Origin of the sequence: Kitasatospora sp. NPDC059571 (assembly GCF_042735675.1) — a bacterium.
GTDB lineage: Bacteria > Actinomycetota > Actinomycetes > Streptomycetales > Streptomycetaceae > Kitasatospora.
The window spans coordinates 8,522-24,459 of sequence record NZ_JBHWBW010000066.1; the positions used below are offsets into that span (position 1 = coordinate 8,522).

Annotated in this window: 14 protein-coding genes; 3 read left to right on the forward strand and 11 right to left on the reverse strand. The window is 74.2% G+C overall.

The genetic code is table 11. The annotated features are described in order from the left end of the window. Positions 1–20: 20 nt before the first annotated feature. Positions 21–1,442: an RICIN domain-containing protein gene (locus tag ACFV0G_RS10800; RefSeq protein ID WP_380545046.1), complete on the reverse strand. Its 1,422-nt coding sequence runs from the start codon at positions 1,440–1,442 to the stop codon at positions 21–23. Between the two features lie 440 nt (positions 1,443–1,882). On the opposite strand from ACFV0G_RS10800, the gene ACFV0G_RS10805 reads away from it, so the two are divergent. Beyond that, a complete protein-coding gene (locus ACFV0G_RS10805; protein ID WP_380545048.1) occupies positions 1,883–4,258 on the forward strand; it encodes a SpoIIE family protein phosphatase in 2,376 nt (791 codons plus the stop codon). Positions 4,259–4,275: 17 nt separating this feature from the next. Here ACFV0G_RS10805 and ACFV0G_RS10810 read toward each other — a convergent pair whose 3' ends face one another. Continuing rightward, on the reverse strand, positions 4,276–4,713 hold the full coding sequence (locus ACFV0G_RS10810) for a hypothetical protein (RefSeq protein WP_380545050.1): 438 nt from the start codon (positions 4,711–4,713) through the stop codon (positions 4,276–4,278). 141 nt (positions 4,714–4,854) lie between these two features. Here ACFV0G_RS10810 and ACFV0G_RS10815 point away from each other — a divergent pair, with 141 nt between their 5' ends. Beyond that, complete coding sequence (locus ACFV0G_RS10815) at positions 4,855–5,385, forward strand: hypothetical protein (protein ID WP_380545052.1); 531 nt, start codon at positions 4,855–4,857, stop codon at positions 5,383–5,385. Positions 5,386–5,401: 16 nt separating this feature from the next. Here ACFV0G_RS10815 and ACFV0G_RS10820 read toward each other — a convergent pair whose 3' ends face one another. The 3 genes from ACFV0G_RS10820 to ACFV0G_RS10830 are packed head-to-tail and all read right to left on the reverse strand — an operon-like array spanning position 5,402 to position 8,780. Continuing rightward, positions 5,402–6,136, reverse strand: a complete 735-nt coding sequence (locus tag ACFV0G_RS10820) for a succinate dehydrogenase/fumarate reductase iron-sulfur subunit (protein ID WP_380545054.1) — start codon at positions 6,134–6,136, stop codon at positions 5,402–5,404. Continuing rightward, positions 6,133–8,079, reverse strand: coding sequence for a fumarate reductase/succinate dehydrogenase flavoprotein subunit (locus ACFV0G_RS10825; protein WP_380545056.1), 1,947 nt, complete (start codon positions 8,077–8,079; stop codon positions 6,133–6,135). The genes ACFV0G_RS10820 and ACFV0G_RS10825 overlap by 4 nt, the downstream gene beginning before the upstream one ends. Beyond that, positions 8,076–8,780 carry a succinate dehydrogenase cytochrome b subunit gene (locus ACFV0G_RS10830; protein ID WP_380545058.1) on the reverse strand — a complete coding sequence of 235 codons (705 nt, stop codon included), beginning with the start codon at positions 8,778–8,780 and terminating at the stop codon, positions 8,076–8,078. The genes ACFV0G_RS10825 and ACFV0G_RS10830 overlap by 4 nt, the downstream gene beginning before the upstream one ends. A 96-nt stretch (positions 8,781–8,876) precedes the next feature. On the opposite strand from ACFV0G_RS10830, the gene ACFV0G_RS10835 reads away from it, so the two are divergent. Beyond that, positions 8,877–9,803: a LysR family transcriptional regulator gene (locus ACFV0G_RS10835; protein ID WP_380545060.1), complete on the forward strand. Its 927-nt coding sequence runs from the start codon at positions 8,877–8,879 to the stop codon at positions 9,801–9,803. A 15-nt stretch (positions 9,804–9,818) separates the two neighbouring features. Here the strand turns inward: ACFV0G_RS10835 and hypE are convergent, their stop codons facing one another. The 6 genes from hypE to hypA form a co-directional block, all read right to left on the reverse strand. Continuing rightward, on the reverse strand, positions 9,819–10,808 hold the full coding sequence (gene hypE / locus ACFV0G_RS10840; protein WP_380545073.1) for a hydrogenase expression/formation protein HypE: 990 nt from the start codon (positions 10,806–10,808) through the stop codon (positions 9,819–9,821). 76 nt (positions 10,809–10,884) lie between these two features. Next, on the reverse strand, positions 10,885–12,018 hold the full coding sequence (hypD, locus tag ACFV0G_RS10845; RefSeq protein ID WP_380545062.1) for a hydrogenase formation protein HypD: 1,134 nt from the start codon (positions 12,016–12,018) through the stop codon (positions 10,885–10,887). After that, positions 12,015–12,302 carry a HypC/HybG/HupF family hydrogenase formation chaperone gene (locus ACFV0G_RS10850; protein WP_380545064.1) on the reverse strand — a complete coding sequence of 96 codons (288 nt, stop codon included), beginning with the start codon at positions 12,300–12,302 and terminating at the stop codon, positions 12,015–12,017. The genes hypD and ACFV0G_RS10850 overlap by 4 nt, the downstream gene beginning before the upstream one ends. Positions 12,303–12,348: 46 nt before the next feature. Next, positions 12,349–14,676 carry a carbamoyltransferase HypF gene (gene hypF, locus ACFV0G_RS10855; RefSeq protein ID WP_380545066.1) on the reverse strand — a complete coding sequence of 776 codons (2,328 nt, stop codon included), beginning with the start codon at positions 14,674–14,676 and terminating at the stop codon, positions 12,349–12,351. Further along, positions 14,673–15,494, reverse strand: a complete 822-nt coding sequence (hypB, locus tag ACFV0G_RS10860) for a hydrogenase nickel incorporation protein HypB (RefSeq protein ID WP_380545068.1) — start codon at positions 15,492–15,494, stop codon at positions 14,673–14,675. Before hypB ends, hypF begins: the two co-directional genes overlap by 4 nt. A gap of 3 nt (positions 15,495–15,497) precedes the next feature. Continuing rightward, positions 15,498–15,872, reverse strand: a complete 375-nt coding sequence (gene hypA, locus ACFV0G_RS10865) for a hydrogenase maturation nickel metallochaperone HypA (RefSeq protein ID WP_380545070.1) — start codon at positions 15,870–15,872, stop codon at positions 15,498–15,500. Positions 15,873–15,938: the final 66 nt, after the last annotated feature.

The following is a 15,938-nucleotide window of genomic DNA, read 5'->3' on the forward strand; positions in this document are numbered from 1 at the left end:
CGGGGCTGCAGCGGGGAGGGTCAGGAGGGCAGGGCCCACTGCTGGTTGGCGCCGCCGAAGCAGTCCCAGATCTGCAGCCGGGTGCCGTTCGCGGAGCTCGGGCCGGTGGCGTCGAGGCAGCGGCCGGAGGCCGGGTTGACCAGGGTGCCGCCGGAGCCGGCCTGCCACTGCTGTGCGCCGGTGCCGTTGCAGTCGTACAGCTGGATCTGGGTGCCGTTGGCGACGCCCGCGGCGGTCACGTCCATGCACTTGCCGAGGGCCCGCAGGGTGCCGTCGGTGCCGACCGTCCAGGTCTGCGCGGTGGTGCCGTTGCAGTCGTAGAGCTGGATCGCGGTGCCGTTGGCGCTGTTGGCCGCGGCGACGTCCACGCACTTGCCGCCGTAGCCGGTGATCCGGCCGGTGGGCTGCCCGGGCGGCGGCGGGGTGGCGCCGGTGAGCGCGTTGAACGTCCTGCTGAACTGGTACGCCGACTGCGGGGTGCCGCTGCACGAGTCGGAGAGCGTGCCGGTGGAGGCGCAGGCCTTGTCGCGGCCGATCGCCCAGAAGGCCAGCTCCTGGATGCCGTGCGAGGCGGCGAAGGACTCCAGGGTCGAGGCGTTCGCGGTGGTGAACACCTCGGCGGTGGTGTCGTTGACCCCGATCATCGGGGTGTTGCCCTCCATCGCCCACAGCTGGTCGGAGGTCTTGGTCGTCCAGATCTGGCCGAGCTGGGTGTGCAGCGCGGTGGCCGCGTTGACCGCGGCCTGGCCCATGTCCATCGCCGGGCCGTAGTCCATGGTCATGATGTTGACCGCGTTGACGGTCAGGCCGCGGCTCTTGGCGTTGTTCAGCAGGCTCAGCGAGTTGGACTCCAGGCCGGTGGGGTTGACCGGCAGGGTGTAGTTGACGTCGAGGTGCCGTCCGGCCGCCGCGTAGCTCTGCTGGAGGGCGGCCAGCGCCTGGTTGCGGCGGTCGTTGGCGGTGGTGTCGTTGAGCGCGGAGCCCTCGATGTCCAGGTCGATCCGGGTCAGGTTGAGGGTGTCGACCACGCGCTTGTACTGCGCCTGGAGGGCGGAGACGCTGGTACAGGCCTGGCCGAGCTCCGTCCCCGCGGCGCCGCCGAAGGAGGCGATGACGTCGCCGCCGGCGGACCGCAGGCCGTTGATCGCGCTCTGCCAGGACGCGTCGGTGATGGCGGTGTCGCCGTTGAAGGTGGCGTTGCAGGAGCCGTCGCTGATCACGAAGGCCAGGGTGAAGTACTTCAGGCCGGTGGCGTTGCGGACGTCGGTCATCACCGACGGTGCGTTCCAGGTCTCCAGGTAGGGCGCGGCGAAGTGCGCGGGGAAGCCGGGGCCGGGGTTGGCCGCGGCGGACGCCGGCTGGGATCCGGCGATCATCAGGCCGGCCACCAGGGCGGGCAGCGCGGCTGCGGTGGCGGCGGCGCGGGCGAAACGGCGGGGCACGGGGGTCTCCTCCTGCCTGGGCGGGCCAGGCATCGTGGGGGCGGGAGGGGTGGAGTGTCTGCCTGACTCGAGCCCGTGTTCAGAAGATGAACGATCACGGTACCGTCGGCTCCCCGGTCGCGGCTGCTGCGCCGCGTCGGGACGGGGAATCCGCCGGTGGCGGTGATTCGTGGTCCGATCATCATTCATCGTTCCCGGTCACACTTCTGGCGGAGTGTCACCAGGTGGGCGCAGTAATCCGGCAGGACGTGCGGGAGCCCGTGGATTGGTCTGAACCTTTTTCCAGAACGTGAAGTTAGGGCCCCTGACCAGACGCAGTCAACCCCCGTGCCTACAGAAACCGAACGGACCGGGGTGCCCGCCCGGCCCGTCCGGGGCGCCGACCCCGCGCGCCCGGTGGAGGATGAGGGGAAGAGGACGACCGGACGAGGTGATCCGCGATGGACGACCGCCGCTTCCCGTTCCTCGACGGCGTCGCCGGGGCGCTGGTCGACGGCGGCGGCAGGATCGTCGGCTGCACTGCCACGGCCGAGGAGCTGCTCGCCCTCCCCGCCCGCGTCCTGTGCGGGCGTCCCATCCGCGACCTGCTGGCCGAGCCGGAGGGCTGGCCCGACCCCGACGGCGTGCAAGGCACCTGGGACGGCCGTGCGGTCGTCCGCACCGGCGACGGCCGCCCGGTCAGCCTCGACCTGCGCGTACTGTCCCTGCACGGCGCCCCGCAGGACGGTCCGGACGCCATCCGCCAGGTCGTCCTCGGCGCGCCCTCCAGCACCGCCGACCGCTGGAAGCAGGACCAGGCCTTCACCCGCGAGCTGTTCCTGCAGGACCGCTTCGGCCTGGCCGTCTTCGACACCGAGCTGCGGGTCGTCCGCACCAACACCCACCTGCTCCCCTACACCGGGGTCCCGCCGACCCTCAGCGGCCTGCGGCTCGCCGACTTCCTCCAGCCCGAGGACGCCGTCGCCGTCGAGGCGCACCTGCGCGAGGTCCTGGAGACCGGCCGTCCGCTCGTCCTCGCCGAGGAGTTCGCCCGCACCGTCGTCGACCCCCGCAGCGGCCGGATGATGGCCATCTCGGCCTTCCGGCTCCAGGACACCGACTCCGCGGTCATCGGCCTGACCGTGCTCTTCAACGACATCACCGAGCAGTACCGGGCCCGCCAGCGGCTCGCCCTGCTGCACCGTGCCACCGCCGCGGCCGGCGGATCACTCTCGGTGACCGGAACGGCGGAGGAACTCGCCGGGGCGCTCGTCCCCGACATCGCCGACGTCGCCGTGGTGGACGTCGCCGCCGCCATCTTCACCGGCGACGAACCCGTTCCCGACCGGGCCGGACAGCTGCTGCTGCGCCGCACCGCCTCCGCCGGGCCGCCCGGCGCAGCGCCCGCCACCGGCGACACCGTCCAGGTCCGCGCCGACGGCATGGCCGACACCGCCGCCGACGCCGCCCCCGACCCCGCCGAGGCCTGGACGATCCACGCCCCGCTCGCCGCCCGCGGCATCCCGCTCGGCCGGGTCACCATCCGCCGCGACCGCTGGCGCGACCCGTACGACGAGGGCGACCGTCTGCTGCTCTCCGAGATCGCCGCCCGGGCCGGCCTCTCCCTCGACAACGCCCGGCGCTACACCCGTGAGCACCGTGCCGCGGTCGGCCTCCAGCGCAGCCTGCTGCCGCCCGCCGTGAAGACCGTCGCCGCCGTCTCCACGGCCAGCGTGTACCTGCCGACCGACAGCGCCGGCGGCGTGGGCGGCGACTGGTTCGACGTCATCCCGCTCTCCTCCGCCCGGGTCGCCCTGGTCGTCGGCGACGTGGCCGGCCACGGTCTCCAGGCCACCGCCACCATGGGCCGGCTGCGCACCGCCGTCCGCACCCTCGCCGACCTCGACCTGGAGCCGGACGAGCTCCTCGTCCACCTCGACGACCTGGTCTCCCAGCTGCTGGTCGAGGCCGACGTGGTCGCCGACGCCGACCTGGACGAGGCGCTCTCCGGCGAGCACCACGAACCCGGCCCCGGCCGCCACGAGCCCGGCAGTCTCGGCGCGACCTGCCTGTACGCGGTGTACGACCCGGTGACCCGCTGCTGCACCCTGGCCAGTGCCGGGCACCCGCCGCCCGCGGTGGCCCGGCCCGACGGTACCGCCGAGTTCCTGCCGCTGACCCCGGGCCCGCCGCTCGGCGTCGGCGGCCTGCCGTTCGAGGCGAGCGACGCCGTCCTCGAACCGGGCAGCGTGCTCGCCCTCTACACCGACGGGCTGATCGAACGCGGCGAGGGCGACATCGACGAGGGCATGGCCGAACTGCGGCGCCGGCTCGCCGGGGTCGGCGGCGGGGAGCGGCCGCTGCGGGAGGTCGCGCTCCAGCTCGTCGCGGGCCTGCCGCCCACCCGGCTGCGCGACGACGTCACCCTGCTGCTCGCCCGCACCCGCGCCGTGCCCGCCCGGGACACCGCCGCCTGGTCGGTGCGGCCCGAACCGGCCGCCGTCGCCCGGGTCCGGGCCGACGCCACCGCGCAGCTCACCGCGTGGGGCCTGGACGACCTGGTCTTCACCACCGAACTCGTGCTCAGTGAACTGGTCACCAACGCGATCCGCTACGCGGGCGGCCCGGTCGGCGTCCGACTGATCCGTGCGGACACCCTGACCTGCGAGGTCTCCGACGGCAGCAGCACCCAGCCGCGGATGCGCCGGGCCCGGCTCACCGACGAGGGCGGCCGGGGCCTGTACCTGGTCGCCCAGCTGACCAGCCGGTGGGGGAGCCGGTACACCGCCCGCGGCAAGACCATCTGGACCGAGCAGGAACTGCCCGGCACGGGCTGATCCGGCCCGGCCGGTGGTCAGAGCATGGTCAGGGCCAGCAGCACGGCGAACGGCGCCGGCACCAGCAGCGCCGAGGCAAGCCACGGGCCCGGCCGGCGGCGGCGCTGCAGCGGGAGCACGACGTCCGCCACCAGGACGGCGACGGCCACCGGCACACCGGTGATCGCGAGCAGCCCCATCACGATCGGCGCGTGATCGAGCGTCGTGTAGTTGCAGTCCGCCACCGCGGAGGCGAGATCGGGTGTGCGGTGGCAGTCCATCGGCAGCCACTCGGTCACCAGCCACCGCGCGAGTCCGAGCGGCACGATCGCGAGGACGCCGAGCAGAAGGTTCACCAGCACGGGTGTGCGCAGACCCCTGCCGCTGCCGCTGCCGCTGCCGCTGCCGCTGCCGCTGCCGCGCCGTCCCGCCCCGCGCCCGGCGTCGCCGCCCGCGCGCTGTCCGTGCCTCGCCACCCTCGCCCCTGCCCGTCGTGCGTCCACGGGGAGGACGATCGGGACGGCCCGCGGGTTCCCGGCCGGGACCGGTCGGGCAGGCCCGTGGGCTGCGGAAAAGCGCTGTCGGGAGGCCCCGGCCCGGCCCTACCCTCACCTGCTGTGAGACTCACCGACGACACCGTGGCGAGCGGCGGCGACATGATCGCCCTGCTGGCCCGCCTCGCCGCCGGACTCGGCCCGGACGCCCCGTCCGTCGACGACTTCCTGCTGCGCTGGGCCGCCGTGCTGGACGGCCACGACACCGCCGACCCCGGCTGGTCCGGCCTCGCCGGACAGCTCCGCGCCGCCCTGGCGGCGACGCCGGCCGGAGCGGTCGGACCAGCCGCGCTGCCGGTCTCCGCCGAGGACGGCGTCGATTCGCCGCAGGCGCTGCGCCGGTACCTCGCCCTGCTGGCGGCCGACTTCGTGCTCGACCGGCAGGAGATGGCGGCCGTGGCCGCCCGCGGCGGGTGGACGGGCGACGGCGGCCGCTGGTCCTACGCCCGGCTGCCCGACGTGCTGGACACCTGGGCGTCCTGGCTGGCGGCCGTCCTCGACCGGCCCGGCGGCCGGCCCTGGGCGCCGCCCGTCGAACCGGTCACCTGGGCCTCGGTGGCCGAGCAGTTGGGCGCGGCCCGGGTCTACGAGTAGCCGGACCGCTGCCCGTTCAGCGCAGGGTGCGCAGGAACTCGCGGTTCAGTGTGGCGATCGCGGAGAGCGGGATGCCCTTCGGGCAGGCGGTCGCGCACTCACCGGTGTTGGTGCAGCCGCCGAAGTCCTCGGCGTCCATCGCGCCGACCATGCCGCGCACCCGGCTCGCCCGCTCCGGTGCGCCCTGCGGCAGCACGTTCAGGTGGACGACCTTCGCCGCGGTGAAGAGCATCGCCGAACCGTTCGGGCAGGCCGCGACGCAGGCGCCGCAGCCGATGCACTCGGCATGCTCGAACGCGGTGTCCGCGGCCTCCTTGGGCACCGGCGTGGCGTGCGCCTCCGGGGCGCTGCCGGTCGGCGCGGTGATGTACCCGCCCGCGCCGATCACCCGGTCCAACGCCGAGCGGTCCACCACCAGGTCCTTGACCACCGGGAACGCGGCGGCCCGCCACGGTTCGACGTCGACCGTGTCGCCGTCCCGGAAGTGCCGCATGTGCAGCTGGCAGGTGGTGGTCGGCTGCGGGCCGTGCGCCTGGCCGTTGATGACCATGCCGCAGGCGCCGCAGATGCCCTCCCGGCAGTCGTGGTCGAAGGCGACCGGCTCGTCGCCGCGCAGGATCAGCTCCTCGTTGAGGGTGTCCAGCATCTCCAGGAACGACATGTCGGGGCTGATGTCCCGGACCTCGTAGGTGGTGAGGCCGCCGGGTGCGTCCGGGCCGGCCTGCCGCCAGATCCGCAGGGTGAGGTTCATGCGTAGCTCCGCTGGGTGGGGTGGACGTACTCGAAGCCGAGCTCCTCGCGGTGGAGCACGGGGGCGCTGCCGCCGCCGGTGAACTCCCAGGCCGCCGCGTACGAGAACGCCGCGTCGTCGCGCAGCGCCTCGCCCTGCTCGGTGCGGCTCTCCTCGCGGAAGTGGCCGCCGCAGGACTCGGTGCGGTGCAGCGCGTCCAGGCACATCAGCTCGGCGAGTTCCAGGTAGTCGGCGACCCGGTTGGCCTTCTCCAGCGACTGGTTGAGCGCGTCGCCGGTGCCCGGGACGGTGACCCGCCGCCAGAACTCCTCGCGGAGCACCGGGATCCGCTCCAGCGCGTGCCGCAGGCCCGCGTCGGTGCGGGCCATCCCGCAGTGCTCCCACAGCAGTTCGCCGAGCTCGCGGTGGAAGGACTCCGGGGTGCGGTCACCGCGGACGGCCAGCAGCCGGGCGAGCCGGCCGGTCACGCCGTCCTGCGCCTCCACGACCGCGGGGTGGTCGGCGGCGACCGGCCCGACCGGGTGCCGGGCCAGGTAGTCGTTGATGCTCGGCGGCAGCACGAAGTAGCCGTCCGCCAGCCCCTGCATCAGGGCGCTCGCACCGAGCCGGTTGGCGCCGTGGTCCGAGAAGTTGGCCTCGCCGATCGCGAACAGGCCGGGGACGGTGGTCTGCAGGTCGTAGTCGACCCACAGACCGCCCATGGTGTAGTGGACCGCCGGGTAGATCCGCATCGGCACCGTGTACGGGTCCTCCGCGGTGATCCGCTCGTACATCTCGAAGAGGTTGCCGTACCGGGCGGCCACCGCGTCCCGGCCGAGCCGGGCGATCGCGTCCGCGAAGTCCAGGTACACGCCCTGGCCGCCCGGGCCGACCCCGCGGCCCTCGTCGCAGACCGCCTTGGCGGCCCGGGAGGCGATGTCGCGCGGCACCAGGTTGCCGAACGAGGGGTAGATCCGTTCCAGGTAGTAGTCCCGCTCGTCCTCCGGGATCGCGGCCGGCGGCCGGGTGTCGCCGGCCGCCTTCGGCACCCAGATCCGGCCGTCGTTGCGCAGCGACTCGCTCATCAGCGTCAGCTTCGCCTGGTGGTCGCCGGAGCGCGGGATGCAGGTCGGATGGATCTGCGTGAAGCACGGGTTGGCGAAGTACGCCCCGCGCCGGTGCGCCCGCCAGACCGCCGTGGCATTGGAGTTCTTCGCGTTGGTGGACAGGTGGAAGACGTTGCCGTAGCCGCCGGTGGCCAGCACCACGGCGTCCGCCAGGTACGTCGAGACCTCGCCGCTGACCAGGTCGCGGGCGACGATGCCGCGGGCCCGGCCGTCGACGACCACCAGGTCGAGCATCTCGGTGCGCGGGTGCATCTCCACGCCGCCGGCCGCGATCTGCCGGGTCAGCGCCTGGTAGGCGCCGAGCAGCAGCTGCTGGCCGGTCTGCCCGCGGGCGTAGAAGGTCCGCTGCACCTGCACCCCGCCGAACGAGCGGGTGTCCAGCAGCCCGCCGTACTCGCGGGCGAACGGCACGCCCTGCGCCACGCACTGGTCGATGATCTCCACCGAGATCTGCGCCAGCCGGTGCACGTTGGACTCGCGGGCGCGGAAGTCGCCGCCCTTGACGGTGTCGTAGAACAGCCGCCGGACGCTGTCGCCGTCGTTGCGGTAGTTCTTGGCGGCGTTGATCCCGCCCTGGGCGGCGATCGAGTGCGCCCGGCGCGGCGAGTCCTGGAAGCAGAACTGCACCACCCGGTAGCCCTGTTCGGCCAGCGTGGCACCGGCCGAGGCGCCCGCGAGGCCGGTGCCGACCACGATCACGGTGTGCTTGCGGCGGTTCGCCGGGTTGACCAGCTTCGCCTCGAACCGGCGCTGGTCCCAGCGCTGTTCGATCGGCCCGGCGGGCGCCTTGGCGTCCGCCACCGGCTCGCCGACGGTGTAGTCCAGGTACGGGGTCACTTCACCGCTCCGATCATCACGGCGACCGGCACGGACACGAACCCGGCGGTCAGCACCAGCGCGAGGGCGTTCGCCGTCGCCTTCAACACCCGGTCTCGCCGCGGGTTGTTGACCCCCAGGGTCTGCGCGGCGCTCCAGAAGCCGTGCCGCACGTGCAGGCCGAGGGCCAGCATCGCCACCACGTAGATCCCGCCGCCGTACCAGGTCGAGAACGAGGCCACCACGTTCTGGTACGGATGGCCCTCCTCGGCCCGCGGGTTCACGGTCAGGGTGGTCAGGTCCAGGATGTGCCAGACGATGAACAGCGCCAGGATCACCCCGCCCCACCGCATCGTCCGGGTCGCGTAGGAGGACCGCGGGCGGCGGTGCGCGTACTTCTGCGGCCGGGCCGCCCGGTCGCGCCGGCTCAGCTGGTACGCCGCGACGCCGTGCGCCAGGACCGAGGCCAGCAGCACGATCCGGGCGATCCACAGGAACCAGGCGTGGCCGAGGAACGGCTGGCCGACGGTCCGCAGCCAGGCCGCGTAGCCGTTGATGTCGTCCGGCCCGAAGAAGATCTTCAGATTGCCGAGCATGTGGGCCACCAGGTACAGCAGCATCACCGCGCCGCTGGCGGCCATCACCGCCTTCTTGCCGATCGTCGAACCCCACAGCACCGCCACCGCGGACTGCCGCCGACCCGTTCCACTCGCCACAGCCATGACGACCACGGTAGGAAGCCCGCCCGGGGGCCGTCCAAGACATGCTCCGGCTCGCCACGATAGGAACGGGCTATCGTGCGAGCCTAGGATGGCGCCATGCAGCTCCAGCAGCTCCGCTACTTCGCCGCCGTCGCCGACCTCCGCAACTTCACCCGCGCCGCCGAGCGGCTGCTCGTCGCGCAGCCCTCACTCTCCCAGCAGATCCGTTCCCTGGAGCGGGAGTTGGGCGGCGAGCTGTTCCACCGCACGCGCGGCAACATCGCGCTCACCGACGCCGGCGAGGCCCTGCTGCCGCTCGCCCGCCGGATCCTCGCCGACGCCGACAGCGCCCGCCTCGCCGTCCAGGAGACCGTCCAGCTGCGCCGCGGGCGGGTGCGCCTCGGCGCCCCGCCCAGTCTCTGCACCAGCCTCGTGCCCGACGTCCTCGCGGCGTTCCGCGCCCACCACCCCGGCGTCGACCTGAGGGTCAGCGAGGGCGGCTCCGGCGACCTCACCGCCGCGCTCGGATCCGGCGAACTCGATCTCGCCCTCCTCATCGCCCCGCCGAGCGGCGAGCACCCGCCGGGCCTCGCCGTCACCCGGCTGCTCCACGAGGACCTGGTGCTGGTCAGCGCCGAACCGCCGCCCGCCCGCCGGATCCCGGTCACCGCCCTGCGCGACCGCCCGCTGGTCATGTTCCGCGAGGGGTACGCGCTGCGCGACAGCGCCCTGGCGGCCTGCCGCGCCGCCGGCTTCGAGCCCGAGTTCGCCGTCGAGGGCGGTGAGATGGACGCGGTGCTCGGCTTCGTCCGGGCCGGCCTCGGCCCCGCCGTCGTCCCCGCCATGGTCGCCGCCCGCTCGGGCCTGCCGACCGCCCGCTTCACCGGGCGCGGCCTCGGCCGCACCATCACCCTCGCGCACGGCCGCGACATCCCGCTCAGCCGCGCCGCCGAGCGGATGCACGCCACCGTGCTCGGCCAGGTCGCGGCGCTCGCCGAGGGCGGCGCCCTGCCGGAGGGCACCAGGTTGCCGGCCGCGACCTGACCCGGATGCCCGCGGTCAGCAGATCCGCGGCAGCTGCTCACCGATCGGCAGGTCCACCACCCGGGTGCCGCCCAGTGCGGTACGCGCCACCACCATGCCGGGGTGCTCCGCCACGCACTCGCCGACCACGGCCGCCTCGGCGCCGAGCGGGTGCGCCCGCATCGCCGCCAGCACCGCATCGGCGTGCGCCCGCGGCACGAAGGCCACCAGCTTGCCCTCGTTCGCCACGTACAGCGGGTCGAGGCCGAGCATCGCGCACGCACCGGCGACCTGCGGCGGCACCGGGACGCGGCGCTCCTGCAGCACCACGCCGACCCCGGCCGCCGCCGCGATCTCGTTCAGCGCCGCACCGAGGCCGCCCCGGGTCGGGTCGCGCAGCACGTGCAGATCGGGCGTGACCGCCAGCATCGCCTGCACCAGCCCGCCCAGCGGCGCGCAGTCGCTCTCGATGCCGACCCCGAACTCCAGCCCCTCGCGGACGCTGAGCACCGCCACGCCGTGCAGGCCGATCGCCCCGCTGACGATCACCACGTCGCCCGGCTCGGCGCGCTGCGGCCGCAGGTCGACGCCGGCCGGGATGAGCCCGATGCCCGCCGTGTTGAGGTAGATCCCGTCGCCGCGGCCGGCCTCGACCACCTTGGTGTCGCCGGTGGCGATCTCCACGCCGGCCGCCCGGGCCGCCGCCCCGATCGCCTCGGCCACCCGGCCGACCACCGCGGTCTCGACGCCCTCCTCCAGGATGAAGCCGCACGACAGGTAGGCCGCCGTGGCGCCGCTCATGGCGAGGTCGTTGACCGTCCCGTTGACCGCCAGGTCGCCGATGCTCCCGCCGGGGAAGAACAGCGGGCGCACCACGAACGAGTCGGTGGAGAAGGCCAGTCGGGCCCCGCCGAGGGTGACCGTCGCCGAGTCGCCGAGCGCGGCGAGCACCGGGTTGCCGAAGGCCGGGGCGAACACGTGCTCCACCAGCTCGGCCGACATCGCGCCGCCGCCGCCGTGGCCCATCACCACCCGCGGGTGGTCGCGCAGCGGCAGCGGGCAGGTCCAGCCCGAGAAGTCGGGCGCGGTGAGCGTCTCGGTCTCAGCCAACGGGGCTCGCCTCCAGAGGTGCGGCGGGCGCGGCGGGTGCACCGAGCCTGCGGTACAGGTAGTAGGCGGCGCAGGCGCCCTCGCTGGACACCATGGTCGCCCCGAGCGGGGTGCGCGGCGTGCAGACCGTGCCGAACGCCTCGCACTCGTGCGGCTTCAGCAGCCCCTGCAGCACCTCGCCGGCACGGCACGCGGCCGGCTCGCAGGTGGTGATGCCGCCGACCTGGAAGCGGTGCTCCGCGTCGTACGCGCGGTAGCGCTCGGAGAGCCGCCAGCCGCTCTGCGGGATCACCCCGATGCCGCGCCAGGCCCGGTCGGTGGTCTCGAAGACGTCGGCGAGCATCGCCTTCGCGGCCGGGTTGCCCTCGTCGCGCACCGCGCGGGGGTACGCGTTGTCCACCGCCGCCTCGCCGCGCTCCAGTTGGCGCACCGTGCGGCGGATGCCCTCCAGGATGTCCAGCGGCTCGAAGCCGGTGACCACGATCGGCACCCGGAACCGCTCGGCCAGCTCGGGGTACTCGTCCGTGCCCATCACGCTGCACACGTGCCCGGCGGCCAGGAAGCCCTGCACCCGGCAGTCCGGCGACTGCATGATCGCCTCGATCGCCGGGGGCACCCGGACGTGCGAGACCAGCAGGCTGAAGTTGCGGATGTCGCGCTTGCGCGCCTGGTACACCGTCATGGCGTTGGGCGGCGCGGTGGTCTCGAAGCCGATGCCGAAGAACACCACCTGCTTGTCCGGGTTCTGTTCGGCGATCCGCAGGGCGTCCAGCGGCGAGTACACCACCCGGACGTCGCCGCCCTCGCTGCGCACCCGGAACAGGTCGCGGTCGCTGCCCGGCACCCGCAGCATGTCGCCGAACGAGCAGAACACCACGTCGGGCCGGGACGCGATCTCCAGCGCCTTGTCGATGACCTCCAGCGGGGTCACGCACACCGGGCAGCCCGGTCCGTGGATCAACTCCACGCCCTCGGGCAGCAGTTGGTCGATACCGTGTCGGATGATGGTGTGCGTCTGCCCGCCGCACACCTCCATCAGCGCCCACGGCCGGGTCACCGTGGACCGGATGTCCTCCAGCAGCAGCCGCGCCAGTTCCGGGTTCTGGAACTCCTCCAGGTACTTCACTTCTCCGCCTCCTTGCCCAGACCGGCCGCGGCCTCCCACGGGTCGCCGAACTCCTCCTGGAGCAGACCGAGTTCGCCGAAGAGATCGAGCGTGCGACGAGCCGACTCCTCGTCCAGGCGCTGGAGCGCGAACCCGACGTGCACGATGGCGTACTCGCCCACCGCCAGGTCGGGCAGGTACTCCAGGCACACCTCCTTGACCACGCCGCCGAAGTCGACGACGGCCATTCGGGTGCCGTCCCGCTCCTCGATCTCCATCACCCTGCCGGGCACCGCCAGGCACATGGGTATCTCCCTCGTCAGGTCGGCCGGGGCCGCGGGCCCCGGGTGTTCAGCGGTCGGTCCGGCCCGCGACCACGAGCTGGCCGAGCGCCAGGCCGCCGTCGTTGGGCGGCACCAGGCGGTGCCGCAGCACGGTCAGCCCGGCGGACCGCAGGCGCCGGGCGCAGTCGGCGGCGAGCAGGGCGTTGGCGAACACCCCGCCGGTCAGCGCGGCGGTGTCCAGCCCGTGCTGCTCGGCGGCGCGCACCGTGAGGCGCACCACCAGGTCGGTGACGGCGCCGTGGAAGCGCCGGGCGATGACGTCCGCGCCAGCGCCGGAGCGGACGTCCGCGACCACGGCGGCCAGGACCGGGCCGGCCTCGGCCACCAGCGGGCCGCCGTCCTCCCGGATCCGGAACGAGTAGGGCGTTCCGGACGAGCGGCAGGCCAGTGCGGCGGCCTCCAGCTCCACGGCGGCCTGGGCCTCGTAGCCGACCCGGTGGCACACCCCGGCGAGCGAGGAGACCGCGTCGAAGAGCCGGCCCATGCTCGAGGTCGGCACGCAGTTGAAGCCACGCGCCAGTTGCTGCTCCAACAGCCGCAACTCCCCGGCGGGGCAGGCCCGTACACAGGCCAGGTCGGGGTCGCGGGGCAGCCCGGCCGCCCACAGGTGGGCCACCGCCATCCGGTACGGGCGCTCGACCGCGGCGTCCCCGCCCGGCAGCGGGACGTAGCCCAGGTGTGCGAACCGCCGGAAGCCGTCGTAGTCGGCGACCAGCACCTCGCCGCCCCAGACCGCGCCGTCCGTGCCGTAGCCGGTGCCGTCGAAGGCGATCCCGAGCACCGGCCGGCTGCCGTCCAGGCCGTGCTCGGCCATCGCCGCGGCGACGTGCGCGTGGTGGTGCTGCACGGTGAGCACCGGGCGGGTGCCGGCGTGCCGCCTGGCCCATTCGGCGGAGCGGTAGCGCGGGTGCGCGTCGGCCGCCAGCAGCGTCGGGCGGACCCCGGTGACGGCCGCCAACTGTTCGACGGCGCGGTCGAATCCGCGCAGCGTCGCGAGGTCGTCCATGTCGCCGACGTGCGCCGACGGCCAGGCGGTGCGGCCCTCGGCGAGCGCGAAGGCGTTCTTGAGGTCGCCGCCGACCGCGAGCACCGGCCGGACCTCGACCGGGAGTGCGATCGGCCGCGGCGCATGGCCGCGCGAGCGGCGCAGCGGCAGCACCTCGCCGTCGACCACCCGCATCACCGAGTCGTCGCACGGCACATGGATCGGCCGGTCGTGCGCCAGGATCCCGTCGACCAGCGGACCGAGCACTTCCCGGGCCCTGGCGTCGTCCGTGACGATCGGCTCACCCGAGAGGTTGCCGCTGGTCATCACCAGCACCTGCGGCCCCGGCCGGTCGCCGGGCAGGCCAAACAGCAGCCGGTGCAGCGGTGTGTAGGGCAGCATCACGCCCAGGTCGGGGCTGCGCGGCGCGACCGCCTCGGCCGGGCCCGCCGCACCGGGGCGGCGGCGCAGCAGCACGATCGGCCGGGCCGGGTCGGCCAGCAGGGCCAGCTCCTCGGGGGACGCCTCGACCAGGACGGCGAGGGCGGCGGTGTCGGCGGCCATCACCGCGAACGGCTTGTCGCCGCGCCGCTTGCGGCGCCGCAGTTCGGCCACCGCGGCCGGGTTGGCCGCGTCGCAGGCGAGGTGGTAGCCGCCGATGCCCTTGACCGCGAGCAGGGCGCCGCCGGCCAGCGCGGCCCGCGCCCGGTCGAGCGCATCGGCGCCGTCGGCCCGCTCGCCGCCCGTCAGCTCCAGCGTGAGGCGCGGCCCGCAGGCATGGCAGGAGATCGGCTGGGCGTGGAAGCGCCGGTCCGCAGGGTCGGTGTACTCACGTGCACAGTCGGCGCACATCGGGAAGCCGGCCATGGTGGTCGATGCCCGGTCGTAGGGCAGGCCGGTGACGATGGTGAAGCGCGGCCCGCAGTTGGTGCAGGTGATGAACGGGTGCCGGAAGCGGCGGTCGTCCGGGTCCGCGAGCTCGGCCAGGCAGTCCGCGCACGTCGCCACGTCGGGCGGAATCAGGGTGCGGCCGCTGCCGCCGCCCGAGGCCGAGGGCCGGATGGTGAATCCGGTGAGCCCGTCCACCGGGAGGTCCTGCTGCTCGACCGAGGCGACGGCGGCGAGCGGCGGTGCGTCGCGGCCGATCCGCAGGCAGAACGCGCCGAGCGCGAGAGGGTGGCCCTCCACCTCGGCCAGTACGCCGTCACCGGTGTTGGTGACGTAGCCGGCGAGGCCGAGCTCGGTGGCCAGCCCGTGGACGAACGGCCGGAAGCCGACGCCCTGGACGAGGCCGCGCACCGCCACCCGGCGGCGCTCGACGAGCACGGCCGACTGCTCCCCGACCGTCACGACCGCTCCGCCGCTGCGTGCCGGCGAGCCGCACCGTGGTCGTGGTCGTGGTCGTGGTCGTGGTCGTGGTCGTGCGGGTGGTCGTGGTCGTGGTCGTGGTCGCCGTGCCGGTGCCCGTGGTGCCCGGCGCCGTCGGAGGCCATCACCGGCCGGTGCACGGGTGCGCCGTCGAGCACCGCGAGGGCCCGTTCCAGCAGCAGCCCCGCCCCCAGGCCGGAGCGCGCCGAGGTGGTGACCACCTCGACGCCCGGGTTGACCCGGGCCACGTTGGCCAGGAACGCCGCCTCGTCGAACTCCACCGCCGCGGCCAGGTCGCTCTTGGTCACCACGACCAGGTTGGCGAGGCCGAACGCGGTCGGGTACTTGAGCGGCTTGTCCTCGCCCTCGGTCACCGACGCCAGCACGACCCGCAGGCTCTCGCCGAGGTCGTACGAGGCGGGGCACACCAGGTTGCCGACGTTCTCCACGAACAGCAGCCGGGTGCCGTCCGGCAGCCAGCCGGCCAGGTAGCGGCGGAGGGTGACCGAGTCGAGGTGGCAGAGCCCGTCGGTGAGGACCTGCTTCACCGGCGCCCCCGAACGCCCCAGCCGCAGCGCGTCGTTCTCCGTCGCGAGGTCGGCGGTCAGCGCCGCGGCCGGAATGCCGCGCGCCACGGCAAGCCGCAACTCGGCCTCCAGCAGGGCGGTCTTGCCGCTGCCCGGGCTGGACAGCAGGTTGACCGCGACCGTTCCGCGGGCGGCCAGCGCTGCCCGCAGTTCACGGGCGCCGTCGTCGTTCTTGGCGAGCACGGCCTGCTGGAGATCGAGTTCGCGGCACATGGGTCAGCCTTCCTGGTCGGCGTGGACGGGTGAGTCCGCCCACCGGACGCTGCGGATCCGCAGCTCGCGCCCGCTCAGCAGCTCGGTGCGGGCCCCGCCGCAGCCCGGACAGCACAGGTCCGGCGGGCTGCCGACCGCCCATTGCGTGGCGCAGTCGGAGCACCGGGCGCGGGCGGGCACGGTCTCGGTGTGCAGCTCGGCGCCCGACAGGGCCGTTCCGGCACAGACGAGTTCGAAGCAGAACTGGAGCGAGTCGGCCACCACGCCGGCCAGTTGGCCGACCTCCAGGTGTACCGACTCGATCCGCCCGGCACCGGGCGGCGGCGCGGCGCTCTCGACCTGCTCCACCACGGCCGTGGCGATCGACATCTCGTGCATCGCTGCCTCGTTCCACGGGGGAGGGTGCGTCCGTCCGGACCGGACCATTAGAGACCCGCCCGCACC